Consider the following 19,146-nt stretch of genomic DNA (forward strand, 5'->3'; position numbering starts at 1 on the left):
CACGCCACCGGCGGGACAATCCCCCGCAATGTGACTCCTCGCTACACTGAAGGCATGGACCAGCACCCCGGCGCTGACGTATTCCCCGACCCCGACAGGGCCCCGGGCAAGGAACTCATGGGCCATTTTCGTCGGCTCGCCCGGTCCTCCCCCTGGCTGTGGAACACCCTCCAGATCCGGATCGGCGTCACGGACAAGGAACGGCATGCGCTGGCCTTTGCCGCCCCGAGCCTGCCCACCCACCTCACGGTGTTGATCAGGCGCCCGGACGCCATCCGTGTCGAGGACGAGGACGGTGCGGTGCTCTTCCGCACCGAGCACATCTATGATTCGCGCGATGCCGGATTCGTGGCGGCCACCCGCAAAAGCTGGTTGTTGCCGCCACAACTATTGGCCCCGGTGTACGGGGACGACGGCCTGGTCTCCCGGCGGCCCGAGGCCGCCTATGGCAACGCGTTAATGCCGGTGGGCCTGTGGAGTGCGTTCCTGGATCCGGTGGAAATCGCCGGCTTCGCACCGGGCCCTGCCGACATGGCCTTCCCCCATCCCAGCACCATCCACTCGCTGCGGGTGTTCGAGGACGAATCGGGCCGCGAATGCCTTGAGGCGGAACTCTCCCGCGGCCATTCCTACGCCCCAGTCATCGACGATGCGCCGCTGCTGGGCACTGGCCTCACGCTGATCCGCCTCGACCGGGCCACCGGCGTCTGCGTGCTGCGCCGGGTGCTCGACGGTCCTGAGTCCGGGCTCGAACACCGGGTGGCCATCACCGCCGTGGACGAATACATGATCGACGGGCTTTTCACCCAGCCGCGGGCCTCGCTCAGCGACGTGCGGCATGCACCGCTGTGGCCGATCCCGGGGCTGGCCGACACCCCCGGGCCGCAGGCTCCGGGCAGCGCGCGGCACCGGGGCGGGCCAGCGGCCTAGGACCGCGTGCCCGCCCCGACGTAACGCCCCCCTAGTGGTTCCGGTCCTCGAGCAGTTCGGTGACCAATGCCGCGATCTCGGAGCGTTCGGAGCGGGTCAGCGTGACGTGCCCGAAGAGGTGGTGTCCCTTGAGCTGCTCGACCACCGCGGCGACGCCGTCGTGGCGGCCCACCCGCAGGTTGTCGCGCTGGGCCACATCGTGGGTGAGGATCACCTTCGAGTTCTGGCCGATGCGCGAAAGCACCGTGAGCAGTACGTTGCGTTCCAGGGACTGGGCCTCGTCAACGATCACGAAGGCGTCATGCAGCGAGCGCCCGCGGATGTGGGTCAGCGGCAGGACCTCGAGCATGCCACGGCTCATGACCTCGTCGATGGCGTTCTTGGAGACCACCGCACCCAAGGTGTCGAACACGGCCTGCGCCCAGGGGTTCATCTTCTCGGCCTCGGCGCCGGGCAGGTAGCCCAGTTCCTGCCCGCCAACGGCATAGAGCGGGCGGAAGACCATGATCTTGCGGTGCTCGCGGCGTTCCATGACCGCTTCGAGTCCGGCGCACAGTGCGAGCGCCGACTTGCCGGTGCCCGCCCGCCCGCCAAGCGAGACGATGCCGATTTCCTTGTCCAGCAGCAGGTCCAGGGCCAGGCGCTGTTCCGCGGAACGCCCACGCAGCCCGAAGGCCTCGCGGTCTCCGCGCACCAGGCGCACCAGGTGGTTGCGGTCGACCCTGCCCAGGGCCGAGCCGCGCGGAGAGTGCAGGATCAGCCCGGTGTTCACCGGCTGCTCGGCGGCTTCCTCAAGCTCAAGGGATTCATCGGAGTAGAGCGCGGACATGTCCTCCTGGCTCACGTCCATCTCGTGCACGCCGGTCCAGCCGGAGTCGGCAATGAGCTCGTTGCGGTATTCCTCGGCGGTCAGGCCCATGGCCGAGGCCTTGATGCGCATGGGCATGTCCTTGGACACCAGGGTGACGTCGATGCCCTGATCGAGCAATGACTTCGCAACGGCCAGGATGCGCGTGTCGTTGTCCGAGTTGCGGAAGCCCACGGGCAGGACCTCGGACGCAATGTGGTTCAGTTCGACCCGCAGGGTTCCACCCTGCTTGCCCACTCCCATGTCGTTGGCCAACCCGCCGTGCTTGCGGCCCAGGTCCTCCAGGGTCCGCAGGGCCTCGCGGGCAAAGAAGCCGAGCGTGGGATCGTTGCGCTTGTGCTCGAGCTCGCTGATCACCGTCAGGGGCAGGACCACATGGTGTTCGGCAAAGCGCAACATTGCGTGTGGATCGGCGATCAACACCGAGGTATCCAGGACGAAGGTCCGGGTGCCTACCGCCGCTGCCACCTCGGTGGCTGTCGCGTCCGAGACGACGGGTGCGGTTGATGGGTTTTCCAGGTTCGCTGCCAAGTTTCGCTCCTCGCGGGGAGTTGCTCCCCCCGTTCGCCGGGCGATGACGGCTTCATCACCCGTTAAGCCCAAACCTACGCCGAAAACTTCGGCCGTACCTAGGGTTTGGACTGTGCCGCGGTGAAGAGAAGATGAAGATTTGGCATCGCCCGGATGTCACCGCGGGACGCGCCCCGGCAACAACGGATCAGGAACCGAAGCGGCGCTGCCTGTCGGCGAAGTCGCGCAGTGCGCGCAGGAAGTCCACGCGCCTGAAATCCGGCCACAGCGCCTCACAGAAGTAGAACTCGCTGTAGGCACTCTGCCAGGTCAGGAACCCTGACAGGCGCTGTTCGCCGGAGGTGCGGATGACCAGGTCCGGGTCCGGTTGTCCCTTGGTGTACAGATGGGTGGCCAGCTGGTCGGGATCCAGGTCCGCGGCGATCTGCGCGGCGTCCAGCCCGTTGGCATGGCCTTGGAGCAGGAGCGCCTTGACGGCATCGACGATCTCCTGCCGGCCACCGTAACCGACGGCGACGTTGACGTGGATCCCGGTGACACCGGCCGTGGAGGCTTCCAGCTCGCGCAGCTTGTTGGCCAGGTAGTCCGGCAGCAGGTCCAGCGCGCCCACCGGCTTCACGCGAACGGTCTTGGTCTCGCCCAACCGGTCCAGGGTGTTGGCAATGATGCCCATCAGGGCATCGAGTTCATCGCTGGAGCGGCTCATGTTGTCGGTGGAAAGCATGTAGAGCGTGACCAGGTTGATGTCCAGCTCCTGGCACCAGCCCAGGAATTCCAGGATCTTGTCCGCGCCGGCCTGGTGGCCGCTGGCAGTGGTTTGTCCCGACAGCTTGGCCCAGCGCCGGTTCCCGTCCACGAGCACGCCAATATGTGCCGGCAGTTTTTCCGGGGTCAACGTACCCCGCAACTGCCGCTCATAGAGCCGGTAGACGAATCCCGGAAGTTCCACGGCGATACTCCTGCTTAAAAATAGGGGGCCAACATGCGACCGCCCTCGGGCCGCGTGCTTGGCTTAACGCTACCGGGTTCCGTCCCCGGTGGTGCGCCAAGACGCGGGCATAGCGCGGTGCAATACCCCATACAACGACCCTTGTCCTCGGCGATCCCCCCGTTTTTCTCGGCATTCCGGCCACCGCTGCCGCCTTGGCCTCGATCCACAGATGGTGATCACGGCTGGGGCCGGGGGGATATACCGGCAATGCCCGTCTTGTCAGCAGAACAGGGCTAGTCACAAGCACTATTCGTTTCTGCCACGAAGGGCAGGACGCCCCGGCGAGCGCTGCGCCCGCCGGGGCGTCTGGTGAGGATGTTGATTAGTTCTTCTGCAGTTTTACCGTAGTCGTGGTTCCAAATGCGCTGAACTTGTAGACGATGGCGTCTCCAGCATGCCTGGACTCTTGTCGTCAGTTGATGCCAGGATCGCGGAATCAGTCGCCGCAGCATCCCGCTGTGAAGTCCACATGTACGACTCATTCGCTTCGGTCGGATCCTCGAAGGTTCTCATCCAATAGGTTTACGTCGCATCGCCGCCGTCGTCCCCAAAGCTACCGTCCGGTAGTTTAGGCTGGGGTCATGAGCCAAGCATCCGGGACCCCGTCACATCCAACGGTTCCGGCGCACCCGGCCAAGCCGTTGCTGCGCGGCTGGATCCATACAGTCACCGCACCCCTGGCCCTGGTCGCCGGCATCGTGCTGATCGTTATGGCCCCTGCGGGCGCCGGCAAGATCACCAGTGCCGTGTTCGCGTTCACCGGGGTCCTGCTCTTCACGGTTTCAGCTTTCTACCATCGCGGAAATTGGTCGCCGACCACCACTCGCGTGCTCAAGCGGATCGACCACACCAACATCATGCTGCTGATCGCCGGCTCCTACACGCCGCTGGCATGGGCCCTGCTTCCGGCCAGGTCGGCCACCATCCTGCTGGTCTCGATCTGGATCGGGGCCCTTGCAGGGGTTGGCTTCCGGGTGTTCTACACCGACGCACCGCGTTGGCTCTACACACCTGTCTACGTGTTGCTCGGCCTGGCATCCCTGCTGTTCATCGGGGAATTCTTCGCCGCCAGCCCGGCCGCGACAATCCTCATTTGCGCCGGCGGCGCCTTCTACATTGCCGGCGCGGTGTTCTACGCGTTGAAGGCCCCGAACCCCATTCCGGAAATCCTGGGATTCCACGAGCTGTTCCATGCATTCACGCTGATCGGTTTCTCCTGCCATTTCTCTGCCATTGCCATCGCGGTGCTCGGCACCACCTAGTTCCCCGGTCCGCTCACCGAAAGTCCCGGTGCGATGAGCGCGGCCAGCGCCGGCAGGTCACCGACCGGTGCGTGGCAAACACCTCCGCGGCACACATAGAGCCGCAGTTGCCCCTCGGGTCCCGCCGGGTAGACAGTGTCCAAAGTGTCCGCTTCGCCGGTCGGGCCGAGTTGGGCCACTGCCGCCAATGCGCCGAGGCGCACCGCTTCCCGGCGTTCGGTTTCAGTTCCTCCGGCCACGACCAGCTCCGTAGTGGAACCGTGGACGAATCGGGCAGCCACTCCCAGGGCGCTCCCGGTGCCATGGGGTGCGCGGTCGGCAAGCGCCGGCACGAATCCCAGCAACATGCGCACCAGCCCGAGGTCCGCCTCGCTGCGTTCGAACGCCGCCTCGGGGGCGTCCCCTCCCATGTCCAGCTGCCTTCGCCCGGCCCGGTTCAGCAGCGCGGCGGCCAGCAGCGAGGTCGCCGACGGCACCGCGTCATCCAGTGCCTCGGCGCTGCCCACTCCCCCGCGCATGGCCTGGACCCTGGGGTCGTTCGCTGCGCTGTCCAGTGGCATTCCCCCGTCAAGGAAAAGATCCAGGGCCGCGCTGAGCACTTCGTCGGCCCTGGCGAACCAGACCTGGTCCCCCGAGGCGGTACCGAGCTGCTGGAATCCCAGTGCCACGCCCGCATAGTCCTCAAGCACCGCGGAGATGGATGTGCTGGCCCGGCCCTGGTGGCTGATGCGGTGGAGCATTGCCCCGGCGCCACCGCTCGCCGTCACCCAGTGCACCCGGTACAGGTATTCGGCCGTCTTCGTGGCGAGGTCAAGCATGCGCGGTTCGCGCAACAGCACCGCTGCCTCGGCCAGCGAGGCAATGGCCAGGCCGTTCCACCCGGCGACGACCTTTTCGTCGCGGCCCGGCTGCACCCGCGTCGCACGCTCGGCGGCCAGTTTCCCCAGGGCATCTGCGAGCCCCGGCCATTCGGCGAGCGTCGGGGTGCGGGACAGCGCAACGGTCATCGGCACGTCCCGCGGTAGGAAATCACCCTGCCCGGCGCCTTCGCCCGGCAGCGGTGCGCCTGCCCACAATTGCTGGAAAACATTGCCGGAGGCCGGAAGCCCTTCCGTTCCCTGTTCTCCCAGGATCCTAGCGACCTCGCCCCGGCTAAAGGTGTAGGTGGCGCCCTCGTGGTGGGATCCGTCCGGCATGACGGTGTCGGCGTCAAGGGATGAGGCGAATCCCCCGCCGGGAAGCTGCATGTCTTCCTCCAGCCACTTGTGGATGCCGCGGGCGGATACGCGGCAGAGTTCGGCGACGTCCGCATCGGGCAACTGCACCGCCGCGCGGGCATACAGTCCCAGCAGCTGTGCGTTGTCGTAGAGCATCTTTTCAAAGTGCGGGATCTTCCACCCCGGATCCACGCAATAACGCGCAAAGCCGCCGCCCACGTGGTCGGCCAGTGCACTGCAGGCCATGATCCGCAGCGTCTCCGATGCCAGCGCGGTGGCCTGCGACGCCTCGGGCCCCGAGCCCAGCAGCGAAGCCCGCAGAAGGAAGTCCAACACGGAACTCGGCGGGAATTTGGGCGCCGGTGAAAAGCCTCCGGTGGGATCCTCCATGGCCGCCAACTTTCGCACGGCGGTGCCGATCAACTCGGCCAGCACCGGTTCATTGCCGGCAGTGGGCAGCGGCAGGGCCCGGGAGAACATCTTGGCCTGTCCGCCGGCGACCGAACCCAGGTGGTCGGCGAGCGTCGCTGCCTGCAGTTCCAAGGCGTCTCGGCGGTTGTCCCAGGCGTCGGTGACCGCTTCGAGCACCTGCATGAAGGCGGGCATGCCCGGCCGGGGCACCGGCGGGAAATAGGTCCCGGCATGGATGGCGCGGCCGTCGGGGAGCGTGAATACGCTCATGGGCCAGCCACCGGCACCGGTGAGCGTTTGGGTTGCGGCCATGTAGGCACTGTCGACGGCAGGATGTTCCTCGCGGTCGACCTTGATCGGCACGAAGTGTTCGTTGAGGTAGGCGGCGATCCCGGGGTCGTCGAAGGATTCGCGGGCCATCACGTGGCACCAGTGGCAGGCGGCGTATCCGATGGACAGGAAGACCGGGACGTCGCGGGACGCGGCCTCGGCGAATGCCTCGTCCCCGTAGGGCCACCAGTCCACCTGCTGGTGGGCATGCTGCCTTAGGTAAGCGGAGGCGCTCGAGGCGATTCGTTGTCCCATGTTTCCAGTCTCCCCCACGAGCGTCCTTCATGGCAGAGACCGGGAAATCGAGCGCAGGCCAATCCCGACGACCGTCGTACCTGGAGGTTCCAAGCCGGAGACATATGGAGCGTAGACATCGAGCTGGTTGCCAAGTGGTTCGCTTCGTTGGACGCCTGCAGCAGCCGGCTTCAGCTGTCCCGGCCCCGCAATGCCGCATACCCGGCACCGAGGAACACCGCCGTCCAGGCCGCCAGCACGGCAACCGCGGTGACCGGGCCGTAGGGTTGTTCCGCTGCGGTGCCCAGCACCGCCGCGGCATTGGTCGGAAGGTAGGAGGCGGCTTCCTGCACCGTCTCCGCGGCGAACAGCGGCAGGATCTGCGGCAGCCCGAAGAGCAGCACGAACGCCGCGGTCACGGCCCCGGCGCTGCTGCGCAGCACCGATCCGACGCCCAGCATCATCATGGCCAGCAGCCCCAGGTAGGTGCCGGCGCCGAGCATGGCCGTGGCCAGCTTGCCGGGCGTGAACTCGCCGTAGGATCCCGCGGCCGGTGCCGCCACCAGAGTGCCGACCCCCACCAGGACGGCCCCTGAAACGAATCCGACTGCACCCAGCACCGCGGCCTTGGATCCCAGGAACCTCAAGCGCACCGGGACCGCCTGCAGGGAGGTGGTGATGGTGCCGGAACCGTACTCGGAGGTGATGGACAGCGCCGCAAGAACGGCAATGAACAGCTGGGACAGCTGCAATGACACGAAGGCGATGAAGGGGGCCGGCATCGTCGTGTCGTAGCCGTTCTCCCCGCTGGCCTGCGCCGAGGCGCCCAGCAGCCAGGCCAGGCCGACCTGCCCGAGAAGCGCCAGCGACAGGATGATCCAGGTGGAGCGCAGGGCGGCCAGCTTGGTGGCCTCAAAGGCCACGGCCCGGCGGGCGCGCCCGCGGCGGATGGCGGCGAGTGGGGTTCCCTGGATGGCGCTCATGATGCTGTCCTTTCATTTTCGGTTGGCACGTATTCGAGGCTGGATGAGGTCAATTCGGCGTAGGCCTGTTCCAGCGAGGCCTTGCGCAGGCTCAGTTCGTTGATCCTCAGGCCCAGCCCGTGGGCAATTCCCCCGACATCCTCCAGCGAGGTGCCGGTGACCCGCAGCGTCCCGGAGTCCGTCAAGGTGACAGGGCACCCGGCGCGGGACAGCGCCTCGGCGAGCAGCGCGGCATCGGGGGTGGCGACGGTGATGGAGTTCAGCGCGCTTTCGGCGATGACGTTGTCGATGGAATCATCCACGATCAGCCTGCCCCGGCCGATGACCACCAGGCGGTCGGCCGTGGACTGCATCTCGCTCATCAGGTGGCTGGAGACGAACACCGTCGCCCCGGCGGCTGCCTTGGTGCGCATGAGCTCTCGGATCCACACCACCCCGTCGGCGTCCAGCCCGTTGACCGGCTCGTCGAAGATGAGCACCTGGGGGTCCCCCAGCAGCGCACCGGCAATGCCCAGGCGTTGGCGCATGCCCAGCGAAAAGGTGCCGATGCGCCTGGTCCCGGCTTCGGCGAGCCCGACCTCCTCCAGCACCGTCCCCACCCGGCGGGCGGGGATGGAGTTGCTGCGGGCCAGGCCCAGCAGGTGGGATGCGGCGCGCTGCCCCGGGTGCCCGATGCGCGAGTCGACCACGGCCCCCACGGTGCGCAGCGGGGTGTGGAGGGCTGCATAGGGTTTCCCGTCGATCAGCGCGGCCCCGGAGTCGGGGGTGTCGAGCCCCAGCAGCATGCGCATGGTGGTGGTCTTCCCTGCCCCGTTGGGACCCAGGAAGCCGGTGACTTTCCCCGTTTCGACGGCCACCGACAGCCCGTCCACCGCCCGCTTTCGTCCAAAGTCCTTGGTGAGTTCCTCAAGCACGATCATGGTCCTGCTCCTTGCCCGGTTGGTGTTTCTTCCTTGCCTTCAACGCTAGGTTCGGTCCCGGGCCCACCGACACCGGCGTTCGTCGGTTCTTCGGCGGCGAACACCCCTGACTTTCGTCGGTGTTCCGGCGGGCGGCGGCTCGGTAGCATGGGGTGAATGAGGATCCGTTCCGGAGCCCGTTTCCGTCCGCAGCAGGCCGGCTGGGCCGTCGTGCTGTTGCTGGCCGCGCTCGTGATGCCGGCCCTGGGCCAGGGCAATGCCCTGGCCGCGGCACTGGCGGTGGTTGCCGCCTATCTGGCCGGGCGCAGGCTGGATTCCCTCGCCGCTTCGGTGTCCATGTTGGGGGCAGGGATCCTGGTCGCGGGTGCGCTGCGGCTGGCCGCCGATCCTTCCGGGGCCGCCTCGAGGTGGCTGTTGGACGTGCTGCTGGTCTTTGCTGCGGTGGTGCTGCCCTGGTGGTGGGGCCGCTACCGGATGCTGCGCACCGCCCACCGCCGGCGCGAACACGAGGTCGTTGCCGCCAACGCCAGGCTGCTCGAGCGCACCCGCATTGCCCAGGACATGCACGATGAGCTCGGGCACGAGCTGGCGCTCATTGCCCTGGGCGCCGGCGCCCTGGAGGTCGACGCAAACTCCACGGAGCAGGGACGCCGCGCGGCGGCCGACATCCGCGAGCGAGCCGCCCAGGCAATCGATTCGCTGCACGCGATCGTGGCGATGTTGCGCCAGGACACGTCCAACGGCGCTGCCCCGCTGGTACCTGCCGGCGAATCGATCCAGGCACTGGTTGCCCGGGTGCGAACCACCGGGCTTCAGGCGGACCTCGAACAGGTGTCGGCCCCGCCCGGAACCCCGGATCCTCCACGGGCGGTGCAGGCCGCCATGCACCGGGTGGTCCAGGAGGGGCTGACCAACGCGGCCAGGCATGCCCCCGGCACCGAGGTGCACATCGGGATCGACGAAGGCAGGGACCCGGTGACCATCACGATCGAAAACCGACGCACCTCACCGGCCCCGGTCGTGGGCACCGGCGGTTCCGGGCTCGCAGGGGTCGCCGAACGGCTGCGCATGCTCGGCGGCACCTTGGAGGCCGGAATGCACGGGCAGGATTTCCGCCTGGTCGCACGCATCCCCCGGGCATCCCTGCTTCCCGAACCCGGGCCCGGCACGCTGGCGGCCGCTCCTGCTCCGGTGGACGGGTCGGTGGCCACGGCGCTTGCGGATGTCCGTCGCACCACGCGCTCGCGGCAATGGGCCACCGCGTTGCTGCCGCTGGGGCTGGCGGTGCTGTTGGCCGGCATCCTGGTGACGGTGCAGGTGCTCACGGTGGTGGACAACGCCCTGGCGCCGTCCGCCTACGCGCAGCTGCGGGTGGGGCAGGCCCGCGCAGAGATCGTGCCGTTGCTGCCCGCCGGCGGCCTGGACGGCCCCACCCCGATGATTGCCGAGACCCCGGCACCAGGGAACACTTCATGCATCTACTACCAGGCACGCAACGGCTTCCTGGATTTCAGCACCGACATGTACAGGCTGTGTTTCGGCCGCGGGGTGCTCGTGTCCAAGGACCATCTGTTGCCGCGAAACGAAGGATGACCCCTGTGCCCCTGCCCGAAGTTCCACGACCCGCCTCCGGCCCCGGGGACAGGCCCATCACGGTGTTGTTGGCCGATGACGAGGCGCTGGTCCGCGCCGGGGTCCGGGCGATCCTGTCCTCGGATCCGGGCATCGAGGTAGTGGCCGAGGCGGCCGACGGGCGCGAGGCCCTGGAACTTGCCGCCAGGTTCCGGCCTTCGGTGGCGCTGCTGGATATCCGCATGCCGGTGCTTGACGGGCTCGCCGCTGCCCGCGAACTGGCCGTGCGCTTGCCCGGCACCGCCGTCGCCATGCTCACGGTCTTCGGCGAGGACGAGTACATCGACGCTGCGCTGAAGCTGGGGGCCAGCGGCTTTTTGCTCAAGGCCTCTGCGCCGCAGGAGCTGATTGCCGGGGTCAAGGCGGTTGCCTCGGGCGCCGCCTATCTTTCACCGCGCGTGGCACGGCGGGTGGTGGACCGGCTGCGCGCGGTCGACGTCGGTGCCCCCCAGGTGGCCCGCGCGGCCGTGGCGCAGCTAAGCGGCAGGGAAACCGATGTGCTCGTCCTGCTGGGGGCCGGCTGTTCAAATGCCCAGATCGGTGCTCGGCTGCACCTGACCGAGGGCACCGTCAAGGGGCACGTCTCGGCAATCCTGCTCAAGCTGGCGGCCGGGAACCGGGTGCAGGCCGCGGTGTTGGCGCACCAGGCCGGGTTGGTTCCGCCCGGTTCCTGAACCCAAGGGCCGCGGTCACTGCAAGGCCCCCGTGAAGAGATCTACACGGGGGCCTTGCAGGATGATGGTGAGCCTAACGCGCGGGTGTGTCCCCCGGCTCGTCGGGCTGGATGTCCTTGCCCTTTTCCACCAGCTCCTGCTGGCGGGCTTGGGCCTCGCCCTGGTAACGGACCCGGCGGATGCGGCGGGTCATGTCACGGATCAGGAAGATGGTCACAATGACGAGCGCCGCGGTGGCCACAAAACCCACGAAACCCGGGCCAATGGATTGTGCCGCGTCGCCGACGGGCGCGCCGGGAACCGGCGAAGGACTAACTGATGCTGCGTACAGCAGGAACGAATACACGCGCGGGGCTCTTTCTGAAAAAGTTGGCGGCCGGTTTCACCGGCACGTTACCTATCTTAGACCGGCAAACAGGTCGGTCTCTGGGAGTGTGGTGGGAACCGAGGATTCGATCAGGGTGAAGTCCTCCCACGGCCATGACTTGGCGTAGATCGCCTCGGGCACGGCAAAGAAGAAACCTGTCGGATCGATCTGGGTCCGGTGGGCCAGCAGCGCCCGGTCGCGGTGCTTGAAGAAGACGGCGCAGTGGATCTGCGTGGTGGTCTCGTGCGGCGAGACCCAACCGAAGAGCTGCTCGTCAGGGTGTTGCTCCCAGGCGGCAATGCGCTCGGCATACGGCGACTCGATGCCGGCGTCGACCATGGCGTAGTGCAGTGTCTTGAAACGCTCGGGCGCGAAGGCGCGGTCGTAGTACAGCTTGGAGGTTTCCCAGGGCTCGCCGAGTTCCGGGGAGCTGTCGGCCTTGGCCGCTTCCTTAAAGGCGTGCACGGCGACCTTGTGCGCCTGGATGTGGTCCGGGTGCGGGTAGCCGCCGTTTTCGTCGTACGCGATGATCACGTGGGGCTTGAAGTCGCGGATCAACTTGATCAGCGGGGCTGCGGCCCGGTCCAGCGGCTGCAGGGCGAAGGCGCCGAAAGGAAGTTCCGGCAGCGGGTCGCCCTCGGGCAGGCCGGAATCAACGAAGCCCAGCCAGCGGTGCTCGATGCCCAGCACCGCGGCGGCCTCGGCCATTTCCGTGCGCCGCACCCCGGCCAGGTCCCGGTGCGCGTGGGCAAGTTCGCCAACGGCCGCGTTGAGGATGTCTCCGCGTTCCCCCCCGGTGCAGGTTGCCACCATCACCGAAGCGCCGGCCGCAATGTACGCGGCCATCGTGGCCGAGCCCTTCGATGATTCGTCGTCGGGGTGTGCATGGACCGCCAGCAAACGCAGGCCCGTTGAATCAGCGATGTGCTCCACGTTTCGTTCTTCCACCTAGGTAGCTCCAACTTCTCATGCTCGGTGAAGGGTTCCCCTTGCCAAGGCTTAGACTGGTAGGGATGATTTCCCGGCCGCGACGCCCACGAGTCGAAAGAGGCGCCAATGTCCAGCTTAACTAATAGGTACGGTTCGCCCAAGCGGGCCCTTCCCAAAAAGACCCGCAAGACGTTGATCATCGGATCCCTGGGCGTTGGCATGCTGGCTGCACTCTACTTGGCCACGGCAACTCATTCGAACGTGCAGTTCAAGGACAATTCGTTCATCGTCCGCTCCCCCACGATGGCCACCGCGATTGTGGACATTTCCAAGGAGGCCAGCGCGACCGTGCAGTGCGAGGTGCGCGCCATGAGCGATTCCTACGCCATTGTCGGATGGAAGACGCTGACCGTGGGACCCACCGAGGGCCAGGGCATGACCACCACGCGCTTTGATGTCGATCTGCGCACCGAATCGTTGGCGACCACCGCCGGCATCGAGGAATGCAGAGTCCTCAAGACCTCCTAGATTCCACACGCCCCGAGCGTCTCGGCCATTGTGAAGTCTCCGAGACGCGCCGATACGCCAAAAGCTCAAACCTTGGGCAATTAGCCAAATGACGGCTAATATCTTTCTAATACGTTAATGCCCCGCTACAGAACGTGACGGACAAAGTTCTTCACCCACTGTGCGGGGTCTTTGCTTGCAAGATGTTCGTCGCATCATCGGGCGGGACCATCTCGGCCTGTTGTTCCCCTGGGGAGTAGCGGCCCTGATTACACAAGGAGTACCACGTGACCACGACCAATCATGAACCAGTAATCTGGCTGACCCAAGAGGCGTTTGACCGCCTGACCGTCGAGCTTGAGCACCTCGCTGGGCCGGGCCGCGCGGAAATCGTGGACCGCATTGAACAGGCACGTTCCGAGGGCGACCTCAAGGAAAATGGCGGCTACCACGCAGCCAAGGAAGAACAGGGCAAGGCCGAGGCACGCATCGCGTACCTCAAGGACCTTTTGCGCCGAGCCCACGTGGGCGAGGCACCTGCCGATGACGGAGTCGTCGAGCCGGGCATGCTGGTTCAGGCCATCATCGCGGGCGACAAGACCACCTTCCTGTTTGGCAGCCGCGAGGTTGCCGGGGACACCGACCTGGAGGTCTACTCCGAGCGGTCCCCGATTGGTGCCGCAGTGCACGGCGCAAAGTCCGGTGACACGATTAGCTACACCGCACCCAACGGCAAGGAAATCACCGTCGAAATCGTTTCCTGCAAGCCGTACAGCGCATAGTTCCCTTCACCCGCGCCTTGGCGTGATCGGTGGCCCGGTGGCCGCCAATGCTTCACCCGTTTGGATGCCCATTTCCCCCTCGGGGGCGATGGCCCGGCGGGTTGCAGCATTGGCGGCCATCGGCTTTTGGCCAGTGTTTCCCGTTCGCCCGGGCAAAGGCAAGGCCCCCTTGTTCCATCCACCGCGCCGGTGGATGGAACAAGGGGGCCTTGATGCGGGATGCGGAGCTAGCCGATGATCATCGGCTGGAAGCCCTCGGCCCGCAAGTTGTTCAGCACGTATTCCGAATGCGCGTGCCCCTTCGTTTCCATGTCGATGGTGATCGCCACGTCGCCCATGGACAGCGAACCCCCAACGCGGGTGTGGTCCAGTCGGGTGACGTTGGCATCGGATTCGGCGATAACGCGGGAGATCGTTGCGAGCTCACCGGGACGGTCGTCCAGCATCATCCGCACGGTGAGGTAGCGTCCCGCCGCGGAAAGGCCGCGTTGGATGACCTTGAGCATCAGCAACGGGTCGATGTTGCCGCCGGAGAGGATCACCGCGGTCTTCGTTGGCTTCAGCCCCAGCTCCTCCAACTTCCCTTCCAGCAGCGCCGCCACGCCCACCGCACCGGCCGGCTCGACGACCAGCTTTGAGCGTTCCATGAGGAACACCAGGGCGCGCGCCAGCGCGTCCTCGGAGACTGTGACGACCTCGTCGACGAGTTCACGGATGATCTGGAAGGGAAGTTGGCCGGGTCGTCCCACGGCAATTCCGTCGGCAATGGTGCGCACGGTGTCCAACGGGACCAGCGCGTCGGCGGCCAGCGAGGGCGGATAGGCGGCGGCGTTCTCGGCCTGCACGCCGATGATCTTGATGTCGCGCCCCAGCTCCTTGGCGCGTGACTTGATGGCCACCGCGACCCCGGCAAGAAGTCCCCCGCCGCCCACGCCCATCAACACGGTGTCGACGTCTGGCAGCTGATCAAGGATTTCCAGGCCGATGGTTCCCTGGCCGGCAATGATGTCGGGGTTGTCGAAGGGGTGAACGAAGACGGCACCGGTCGCGGTGGCGTAGCGTTCGGCCTCGGCAAGCGCCTCGTCGACGTTGTGACCGTGCAGGATGACCTCGGCACCGTGGTCGCGAGTGGCGGTGAGCTTGGGCAGTGCCACTCCCAGCGGCATGTAGATGCGGGCCTTGATGCCGAGCCGGCGGGCTGCCTGGGCGACGCCCTGGGCGTGGTTTCCGGCAGAGGCCGCGACGACGCCGCGGGCACGTTCCTCCGCGGTCAGCTTCGCCATCCGGACGTAGGCGCCGCGGACCTTGAAGGACCCGGCACGTTGCAGGTTCTCACACTTGAGGTAGACCTCGGAGCCGATGTCCAGCGACAGTGCGCGCGAGTGCTCCATCGGGGTTTGGACGCTGACGCCCTCAAGCAGGGTCCGGGCCTCTTCGATGTCGGACAGGCTCACCGGGAGTGTGGTCTTCTGGATCATGGGAGCGGCTTTCTTCTGGGCGTGTATGGACACGCAAATGCAATCGGGTCGGGAAGTCTTTCGGGCCAGGACCTTGTGCCGGGCGACTTGGGCGGCGTGCGGGATCAGGAACCTGGGTCTGGTTCTTCTCCGTCAAGGTCTGCGGGAGCCGGTTCCGTGGTGCGGACCGGCTTGGTAATTCGGGATTCTCCCACAGCGGCCATGGCCGCTGTCTGGGGACCGAACGGGTTCTCGTGTTCCCAGCCCCGGTCGGCAATGTACTTGACCACGGTGTTGGCCACGGCCAGCACGGGAACGGCAAACAGGGCGCCGGCGATTCCGGCGACGATGGAACCTCCGGCCACGGCCATGACGACGGCCAGCGGGTGCAGGCTCACCGCCTTGCCCATGATCAGCGGCTGCAGGATGTGGGATTCGGCCTGCTGCACAAACAGCACGACCAGAAGCATGATCAGCGCGTTCACCGGGCCGTTGGCCACCAGTGCCAGCAGCACGGCAACCGCACCGGTGACCAGGGCACCCACGACCGGGATGAAGGACCCGATGAAGACGAGCACGCCCAGCGGCAGTGCCAGCGGCACCCCGAGGATCAGCGCGCCGACACCGATGCCCACTGCGTCGATGAAGGCGACGAAGAGCTGGACGCGCACGTACACGACCATCGAGGCCCAGCCCCGGCGGCCGGCTCCGTGGGCGGCCGCGCGGGCGCGGCGCGGCAGGATGTTCACGAAGAAGCGCCCGATCCGCTGCCCGTCGAGCAGCAGGAAAATCAGCGAGAAGAGCACCAACAGCACCCCGGTAATCAGGTGTCCCACCGTAGTGCCCCAAGACAGCGCGCCGGAAAGGATCGAGGAGGAATTGCTCCTGAGCTCGTTCAGGGCGTCCTGGACCAGCTGGTCGACATCCTGGTTGCTCAGGGCCAGCGGGCCGGTGGAGAGCCAATGCTGGATCTGGCCGATGCCGGTAAGGGCCTGGGACCACAGCGAGGCGAATCCAGTGGCCAGGCGCCGCCCGACGATCGACAGGCCGCCGACAACCAGGCCCAGGAACGCGATCATGGTCACCCCGACGGAAAGCCCCTTGGGGAAGCGCAGGGTGCGGTTCAGGAAGTTCACCACGGGGCTCAGCAGCCCCGCCAGCAGGGCCGCGATCATCAGCGGGATCAGCAGCAGGGACACATGGGACAGCAGCCAGACGGCGATGCCCACGGCGATCACGATGACGATCAGCCGCCAGGACCACGACGCCGCAATACGCACGCCGTAGGGCAGGTCATCGGCGTGGGCATGTTCGGCGTAGGAGAGTGCGCTGGCCTCATCGATCACGGGATCGGCGGCCAGGCGATGGCGCGTGGCCTGGGCACCCTGTTGCACAGCTTCGGTGGCGTCGGCCAGGCGCTTGAAGACACGCGACAGCTTCATGCCGCTCCCCCGCGGGAACCGGACCGGGGCTTCGCGTCCAAGCGCGCATGCCTTCCGGTCAAATCCATGCTGCCTGAAAATGCCATGAACATACGTTATCCCTTGAAAGTTGCCTGCGCTGAATAGATGACGCACATATTGCAGAAAAACCGCGAGGCAGTACCCAAATTATAGGTACTGCCCCGCGGTCACTCAGCAGATTGACTAGTCGTCGCCACGCAAGATGGCCAGAATGCGCAGAATCTCAACATAGAGCCAGATGAGGGTCACGGTCAGGCCGAATGCAGCTGCCCACGCCATCTTGGCCGGTGCGCCCTGGCGCACGCCCTCACTGATGTTGGTGAAGTCCAATACCAGCGCGTAGGTGGCCAGCAGCACGGCTAGCACGCCGATGCCCAGGCCGAGCAGGCCGCTGCGCATGCCGAACATGCCGTCGATGACGCCGAACATCATCAGGCCGAAGTTAAGCAGCGAGAACAGGCCGTAGCCGATCATCGCAATCATGAACATGCGGGTCATCTTCGGGGTGGCACGGTACTTGCCGGAGCGGTACAGCATCAGGGTCACGCCGAAGACCGAGAAGGTCGCAAGCACGGCCTGGACGGCGATGCCGGGGTACATGTTCTCAAAGACGCCCGACAGGCCGCCGAGGAAGATGCCCTCGAAGCCCGCGTAGAGCATGATCAGGATCGGCGAAGGCTGGCGCTTGAAGGCATTAACCAACCCCAGGACCAGGCCGACAAGTGCGCCGACAAGCATGAGTCCCGGGAACTGCCAGCCAATTGCGGCACCGATGACGACAAGGCCCAGCGTCAGCATGGTCTTGTTGATGACATCGGCATAGGTCATGCGGCCGGTGTCCTGCGGCGATGCGGACGGCTGCGTGTACAGGTCCTGCAGGGCTTGAGCGCTCATCGGCTGAGCATAGGTCGTGGACGCGGCACCCGTTGCGCCGGCCGCACGGGTCTGCTCGCGGTAGTTCTTGGACTTGAAGACCGGGTTTCCGCCCAGGGCCATGGTGTTTCTCCTCCGTAGGGTTGTTAGTAAATAGCCTACGTTGGTAGAACGCTCGATGCAGACCAATAAATCCCCAAATCACCACCTTTTTGCCGGAAAACGAGTGGTTTCGGATTTTTGGCCCGGAAAGCGGCAGCTCAGTTCATGTGCGCCGCCGCAATCCGTTAACCAGACCGTTATCAAATCGGGCAATCAGGGGGAGCCCAGTCATAGGACTTCAACCTGTCATGGCACTACGATAAGCACACGTGAGTGACATGTATCACATGCGGGCCCGGCGCTGGTGGTCGCGGGGCGGATAGCGACGAGAGGGCTCGTAACGTGCTTCGTCAAGGCAACGCAGCGTTGACCCACTTGGTGGGGGTCGCCGGATTCATCGTCTTTTTTGCGTGGCTGGCCATCGGCTCCGCAGCGCCCGCGCTGGCACAGTACGCGGCCCAGCCCGCCGGTCACATCCAGGTGCCGCTGCAGCAACAGGAACTGACCATCCGCGGCACCCTCCGTGCCGCGTCGGAGCCGATCGCCGGCGTGCGCATCGTGGCCACCACCCCCGACGGATTCAGCGCCGAGGCGACCAGCGACGAGAATGGCCGCTGGGTCATCGTGGTTCCGGAAAAGGGAACCTACGAGGTCCTGCTGGATGTCGCCACGCTGCCGGCGGACAAGCCATTGGGCGAGGGCGAAGAGAATCCGCGCATCGTGGAGTTCGGCACCTCCTCGAACATGGGAGTCATTTTCAAGGTCGGTGAGAGCGCCGCGGTTGAAACCGCGAGCTTTGGTTCGATCTTGGCCGAGCGTGCCGTGGCCGGCCTGAGCTTCGGCTTGCTTCTGGCCCTGACCGCGGTCGGCTTGTCCCTGGTCTTCGGCACCACCGGCCTGACGAACTTTGCCCACGGCGAGATGGTCACCTTTGGTGCCGTCGCCACGTTCGCGCTCGCTGCGTGGGGGTTTCCGCTCTGGGCTGCGCTGGCGGTTGCCGTCCTGTTGGGCGGCGCGCTTGGTTGGGTACAGGATTGGGGCCTCTGGAAACCGCTGCGGCACCGCGGCTCGGCTCTGGTGCCCATGATGATCGTCTCCATCGGTCTTGCCCTGGCCATGCGGTACATCATCCTGTTCTTCTTTGGCGGAACCACCGAGCAGCTGCCCTCGGCGCAAAGCCCGATCGTTGAGGTGTTGGGCGTCTCCACCTCCCGCAATACCCTGGTGTCCCTGGTGGTCTCGCTGGCGGTCATCATCGTGGTCGCGTTGCTGTTGCTCAAGACCCGGTTCGGCAAGGCGACCCGTGCCGTCGCGGACAATCCGGCGCTGGCCGCCGCCTCCGGCATCGACGTGGACCACGTCATTCGCATGGTGTGGGTGGTCGGCAGCATGCTTGCGGCGCTGGGCGGGATCCTGTGGGCCTACTACCGCCCCGGCGTCGCCTTCAACATGGGCCAGCAGATCCTGCTGATGATCTTCGCGGGCGTCACCCTGGGCGGCCTCGGCACGGTGTTCGGGGCGCTGCTTGGCTCGGTGCTGGTCGGGCTCATGGTGGAGATCTCGACGATCTGGCTGGAAGCTGACCTGAAATACGTCGGAGCCCTGGCCGTCATGATCCTGGTGCTGCTGTTCAAGCCCCAGGGACTGCTGGGACGCCGCGAGCGTGTGGGCTAGGGGAAGGA

At 66.2% G+C, this 19,146-nt stretch carries 17 protein-coding genes; 7 read left to right on the forward strand and 10 right to left on the reverse strand.

All coding sequences use genetic code 11. The features are described 5' to 3' along the window. The first annotated feature begins 54 nt into the window (after positions 1-54). Complete coding sequence (locus ACIPUB_RS11665) at positions 55-930, forward strand: hypothetical protein (RefSeq protein ID WP_407607520.1); 876 nt, start codon at positions 55-57, stop codon at positions 928-930. Positions 931-961: 31 nt separating this feature from the next. On the opposite strand, the gene ACIPUB_RS11670 is transcribed toward ACIPUB_RS11665, so the two are convergent. Together ACIPUB_RS11670 and ACIPUB_RS11675 are read right to left on the reverse strand one after the other, a co-directional pair. Continuing rightward, positions 962-2,266: a PhoH family protein gene (locus ACIPUB_RS11670; RefSeq protein ID WP_407607576.1), complete on the reverse strand. Its 1,305-nt coding sequence runs from the start codon at positions 2,264-2,266 to the stop codon at positions 962-964. A gap of 250 nt (positions 2,267-2,516) precedes the next feature. Beyond that, positions 2,517-3,278 carry an isoprenyl transferase gene (locus tag ACIPUB_RS11675; protein WP_407607521.1) on the reverse strand — a complete coding sequence of 254 codons (762 nt, stop codon included), beginning with the start codon at positions 3,276-3,278 and terminating at the stop codon, positions 2,517-2,519. Positions 3,279-3,901: 623 nt separating this feature from the next. Here ACIPUB_RS11675 and ACIPUB_RS11680 point away from each other — a divergent pair. Further along, positions 3,902-4,582 (forward strand): hemolysin III family protein, encoded by a 681-nt coding sequence (locus ACIPUB_RS11680; protein ID WP_407607522.1) that lies wholly within the window; start codon positions 3,902-3,904, stop codon positions 4,580-4,582. Here the strand turns inward: ACIPUB_RS11680 and ACIPUB_RS11685 are convergent. The 3 genes from ACIPUB_RS11685 to ACIPUB_RS11695 form a co-directional block, all read right to left on the reverse strand. Continuing rightward, positions 4,579-6,795 (reverse strand): thioredoxin domain-containing protein, encoded by a 2,217-nt coding sequence (locus ACIPUB_RS11685; RefSeq protein WP_407607523.1) that lies wholly within the window; start codon positions 6,793-6,795, stop codon positions 4,579-4,581. The two genes, ACIPUB_RS11680 and ACIPUB_RS11685, sit on opposite strands and share 4 nt — an antisense overlap. Positions 6,796-6,965: 170 nt before the next feature. Further along, complete coding sequence (locus ACIPUB_RS11690) at positions 6,966-7,757, reverse strand: ABC transporter permease (protein ID WP_407607524.1); 792 nt, start codon at positions 7,755-7,757, stop codon at positions 6,966-6,968. Continuing rightward, a complete protein-coding gene (locus ACIPUB_RS11695; protein ID WP_407607525.1) occupies positions 7,754-8,677 on the reverse strand; it encodes an ATP-binding cassette domain-containing protein in 924 nt (307 codons plus the stop codon). Before ACIPUB_RS11695 ends, ACIPUB_RS11690 begins: the two co-directional genes overlap by 4 nt. Positions 8,678-8,833: 156 nt before the next feature. Between ACIPUB_RS11695 and ACIPUB_RS11700 the strand changes: the two genes are divergently transcribed. Beyond that, positions 8,834-10,270, forward strand: coding sequence for a sensor histidine kinase (locus ACIPUB_RS11700; RefSeq protein WP_407607526.1), 1,437 nt, complete (start codon positions 8,834-8,836; stop codon positions 10,268-10,270). A 5-nt stretch (positions 10,271-10,275) separates the two neighbouring features. After that, positions 10,276-10,983, forward strand: coding sequence for a response regulator (locus ACIPUB_RS11705; protein WP_407607527.1), 708 nt, complete (start codon positions 10,276-10,278; stop codon positions 10,981-10,983). Positions 10,984-11,056: 73 nt separating this feature from the next. Here ACIPUB_RS11705 and ACIPUB_RS11710 read toward each other — a convergent pair whose 3' ends face one another. Further along, positions 11,057-11,329, reverse strand: a complete 273-nt coding sequence (locus tag ACIPUB_RS11710; RefSeq protein ID WP_407607528.1) for a hypothetical protein — start codon at positions 11,327-11,329, stop codon at positions 11,057-11,059. A gap of 51 nt (positions 11,330-11,380) precedes the next feature. Further along, positions 11,381-12,298, reverse strand: a complete 918-nt coding sequence (gene mca / locus ACIPUB_RS11715) for a mycothiol conjugate amidase Mca (protein WP_407607529.1) — start codon at positions 12,296-12,298, stop codon at positions 11,381-11,383. A gap of 108 nt (positions 12,299-12,406) precedes the next feature. Here mca and ACIPUB_RS11720 point away from each other — a divergent pair, with 108 nt between their 5' ends. After that, on the forward strand, positions 12,407-12,808 hold the full coding sequence (locus ACIPUB_RS11720) for a DUF4307 domain-containing protein (RefSeq protein WP_407607530.1): 402 nt from the start codon (positions 12,407-12,409) through the stop codon (positions 12,806-12,808). A gap of 266 nt (positions 12,809-13,074) precedes the next feature. Beyond that, complete coding sequence (gene greA / locus ACIPUB_RS11725; RefSeq protein WP_264268271.1) at positions 13,075-13,569, forward strand: transcription elongation factor GreA; 495 nt, start codon at positions 13,075-13,077, stop codon at positions 13,567-13,569. Between the two features lie 227 nt (positions 13,570-13,796). On the opposite strand, the gene ilvA is transcribed toward greA, so the two are convergent. From ilvA to ACIPUB_RS11740, 3 genes are all read right to left on the reverse strand, one after another. Further along, positions 13,797-15,047, reverse strand: coding sequence for a threonine ammonia-lyase (ilvA, locus tag ACIPUB_RS11730; RefSeq protein WP_264268272.1), 1,251 nt, complete (start codon positions 15,045-15,047; stop codon positions 13,797-13,799). A 104-nt stretch (positions 15,048-15,151) separates the two neighbouring features. Then, a complete protein-coding gene (locus ACIPUB_RS11735; protein WP_407607531.1) occupies positions 15,152-16,468 on the reverse strand; it encodes an AI-2E family transporter in 1,317 nt (438 codons plus the stop codon). 204 nt (positions 16,469-16,672) lie between these two features. Beyond that, positions 16,673-17,485, reverse strand: a complete 813-nt coding sequence (locus ACIPUB_RS11740) for a Bax inhibitor-1/YccA family protein (RefSeq protein WP_407607532.1) — start codon at positions 17,483-17,485, stop codon at positions 16,673-16,675. Positions 17,486-17,839: 354 nt separating this feature from the next. Between ACIPUB_RS11740 and ACIPUB_RS11745 the strand changes: the two genes are divergently transcribed. After that, on the forward strand, positions 17,840-19,138 hold the full coding sequence (locus tag ACIPUB_RS11745; protein WP_407607577.1) for a branched-chain amino acid ABC transporter permease: 1,299 nt from the start codon (positions 17,840-17,842) through the stop codon (positions 19,136-19,138). Positions 19,139-19,146 lie beyond the last annotated feature (8 nt).

Origin of the sequence: Paeniglutamicibacter sp. ORCA_105, assembly GCF_045798545.1 — a bacterium.
GTDB lineage: Bacteria > Actinomycetota > Actinomycetes > Actinomycetales > Micrococcaceae > Paeniglutamicibacter > Paeniglutamicibacter sulfureus.